At 69.4% G+C, this 3105-nt stretch carries 4 protein-coding genes; 1 reads left to right on the top strand and 3 read right to left on the bottom strand.

The window, feature by feature from the left end; translation table 11 throughout:
• Positions 1 to 273: 273 nt before the first annotated feature.
• The 3 genes from VF665_RS16430 to VF665_RS16420 all read right to left on the bottom strand — a co-directional run bounded on the left by VF665_RS16430 (position 274) and on the right by VF665_RS16420 (position 2126).
• Positions 274 to 852, bottom strand: a complete 579-nt coding sequence (locus VF665_RS16430) for a fasciclin domain-containing protein (protein ID WP_331054529.1) — start codon at positions 850 to 852, stop codon at positions 274 to 276.
• 150 nt (positions 853 to 1002) lie between these two features.
• Positions 1003 to 1437, bottom strand: coding sequence for a hypothetical protein (locus tag VF665_RS16425; protein WP_331054528.1), 435 nt, complete (start codon positions 1435 to 1437; stop codon positions 1003 to 1005).
• A complete protein-coding gene (locus VF665_RS16420) occupies positions 1437 to 2126 on the bottom strand; it encodes a ribonuclease HII (protein ID WP_331054527.1) in 690 nt (229 codons plus the stop codon). The genes VF665_RS16425 and VF665_RS16420 overlap by 1 nt, the downstream gene beginning before the upstream one ends.
• A 512-nt stretch (positions 2127 to 2638) precedes the next feature.
• Between VF665_RS16420 and VF665_RS16415 the strand changes: the two genes are divergently transcribed.
• On the top strand, positions 2639 to 2944 hold the full coding sequence (locus tag VF665_RS16415; protein ID WP_331054526.1) for a hypothetical protein: 306 nt from the start codon (positions 2639 to 2641) through the stop codon (positions 2942 to 2944).
• Positions 2945 to 3105 lie beyond the last annotated feature (161 nt).

Here is a 3105-nt window from a genome sequence, read left to right as displayed (position 1 = left end):
AGGGGATGGTGTTTCCCGCCAGCAGCAGTTCCAGCGCGGCGGCCACCTGGGGCGCCCGCAGCCCCAGTTCCGCGGCGATCTTTTCGGCGTACGACAAGCAGATCCGTCCGGGTGCGTTGTTGTGATGTGGATCACGAAGTGCGGCTTCCATCCTTCGCCGCGAGCGGGAAACGTAACCGCCGACGGGTTCCGGCGGAATGCGGCGGATGAACGCGAGACGGGGCGCGCCGGAAAGTCCGGCGCGCCCCGTTCATCCATCCGCCGAACGGACGGTCAGTTGGGCAGCAGCACGCGGTTGATCACGTGGATGACGCCGTTGGACTGCAGGACGTCATACGTGGAGATGCTGGCCACGCCGCCCTTTTCGTCGCGCAGCACCACGTTGGCGGGGCCGTTCATCATCGCGGTGAGCGTGCCGCCGCTCACCGTGCGCAGGGTGGCGGTGCCGTTGCCCTGGCGAATCATCCGCATGATGTCCGCAGCGGTGTGGCGGCCGGCGACCACGTGGTAGGTGAGCACCTTGGTGAGCGCGGCCTTGTTCTCCGGGCGAAGCAGCGTCTGCACCGTGCCCTCGGGCAGGTTCTCGAACGCGTCGTTCACCGGGGCAAAGACGGTGAACGGACCGGCGCCCTTGAGCGTCTGCACCAGCCCCGCCGCCTGCACCGCCGCCACCAGCGTGGTGTGGTCCGCCGAGTTGACCGCGTTGTCCACAATGTCGCGGGTGGGCAGCATCGCCTGCCCGCCCACCGTAACCGGCCGCGCCGCCGCATGCGCGCGCGAGCCGCCCTGCGCCGCCACCGGAGCCGCCGTAATCACCGCGGCCGCAACCATCATCCCGATCATCCGCTTCATCGTCGTCATCCCTGGTTGTGGTTGATGTGTCCAAACTTCGTAGAGGGATACGACGGGTACGGCCGAATCGGATTCATCCGCCGCTTCCAGGATGAACAACGCGGCCCCGACCATGAGGGCGGGGCCGCGCAAGGAGCGGGTGGAAGCCGGCTACCGGGGCCGGTGCGCCTCCGTGCTGGGGATGGCCCCGCGGCCGGACCGCGAGCCGATGCGCGCGCCCACCGCCGCCGCGACGATCTGCACCAGCAGGCCGCCGGCGTAGATGGCGGGGTTGATGTGGTCCCACGTGGTGGCGCTCAGCAGGGTGCCCAGCAGGTTGGCCGCGAACCACACCACGACGGAAAACAGCCCCATCGCCACGCCGTGCAGGATGGGCGCGGCGCCGGCGCGGGCGCCGGTCAGGAATCCGCCCAGCGTAAAGCCGACCAGGAGGGCCACCACGGTCCACGCGCTGCCGCCGCTCTGGTCCGCCACCATTCCCGTGGCGTTCATGGCCAGCAGCAGGAGCGAGGCGACCGCCACGCTCACGAACCAGCCGAACACGACCCACGACGGACGGACGTTCTGCAGGTGCTCGGTGTGCATCAGCCTTCCACGAGTTCGTCGGCGAATTCCAGCTGGCAGGGCTGAAAGCTCCTGCGGTGGTGCGGCGTGGGGCCGTGCAGGCCCAGGGCGTCCAGGTGCTCCGGCGTGCCGTAGCCCATGTTGCGCTCCCACCCGTACGCCGGGTAGCGGGCCGCCAGCCGGGCCATCAGCCGGTCGCGGGTGACCTTGGCCAGGATGGAGGCGGCGGAGATGCAGTGCACGCTGCCGTCGCCGCCCACGATGGCGGAGTGCCGCTCCAGCCCCAGCTCCGGCACGGCCAGCCCGTCCACCAGCAGGTGGTCGGCGCCGCCCAGCCGCGCGATGGCTCTCTGCATTGCCAGTGCCGTGGCGCGGCGGATGTTGAGCCGGTCGATCTCCGCGGCGGACGCGGCACCCACCCCGAACGCCAGGCAGCGCTCGCGGATCAGCAGGTCCAGCCGCGTGCGCCGCTCGGCATTCAGCTTCTTGCTGTCGTCGACGCCCTCGATCCAGCAGTCCGTGGGCAGAATGACGGCGGCCGCCACGACGGGCCCGGCCAGCGGCCCCCGACCCACCTCGTCCACCCCCGCCACGCGCAGCATTCCCTGCTCCCACCACGCCCATTCGCGCGCCAGCAGCTTGCGCAGGCGCTGCGGCGACGGCTTGCGCTTGCGCGCGGCCGCGGGCTTTGAGGCTGCTCTGGGTGACATGCGGGAAGTGCCTGTGGCGCTGTGCGTTGCGGTCGGTGCCCGGGTTTGGTGGGGAGGATGAAGGATACAGAGGGAATAGGGAATAGGGAATAGGGAATAGGGAGGAGGGGTCGTTCCTCCCGGGAGCGATGTCGTCGCGCGCGCGGGGCACTTCGCGTGAGGGATGCGCGCCCGCAGGGCCGAGAACCCGGAGCGGCAGGGCACAGCAGTACCGTGCCCTGGTGCGGAGGGGGCTCGGCGCCGTTGGCAACAGCTGTATCGTTGCCTACGGCGCGCGCAGCCCGGCCCGGAGCGCAGCGCAGGGACACGCCCTAATTCGCCGTCGTCTTTTCTGGTTCCGGCTACGACGGATCAGCGAACCGCGGGACTGCAGAATCAGGAAAATGCGCGCCTGTGGCGGAAAATGGACAGAGCTTGCGGCGGGGCGCCGCACGAGGCATTCTGGACAACTTGAACGGGGAGGGGGACGGGCCTTGACGACGTACGGCGGGAGCCGTACATTGGAGGAGCGAATGGGGCTGAAAGACGTGAGGGTGCTGCTGGTGGATGCGCTGGAAAGCGGGCGCTACCAGCACCAGGCGCGGCAGGTGATGAGCCAGAAGAACCTGCTGGCCACCGACGACGTGTCCGCGGCCGAGGTGGTCGCGCTGCTGCACCGGTGCCGGGGCGACCAGTACACCACCAGCCCGCTGCACTTCGACCCCGCAACCACGTGCCACATCTTTCAGCCGTGCGTGCGGGGGGAGCGGTGGTACATCAAGGCCTACTTTCTTTCCCTCGACGCGGTGTTCATCAGCGTCCACAGAACGGAGCACTGAGCATGCACTTCTGGAAGGAAGGCGACCGGTCCGAGGCCATCTGCGAGCGCTGCGAAAAGCGCGTCGAGACCCGGTTCGAGCCCCGTACGCTGCGCCTGGAGAAGAGCGGGGTCGACGTGGCCAACGTGCTGGTGGGCGTGTGCACCGAGTGCGGCGAAACG

The organism is Longimicrobium sp., assembly GCF_036387355.1.
In the GTDB taxonomy this organism is placed as follows: domain Bacteria; phylum Gemmatimonadota; class Gemmatimonadetes; order Longimicrobiales; family Longimicrobiaceae; genus Longimicrobium.
This window is presented reverse-complemented; position numbering and strand designations above follow the sequence as displayed.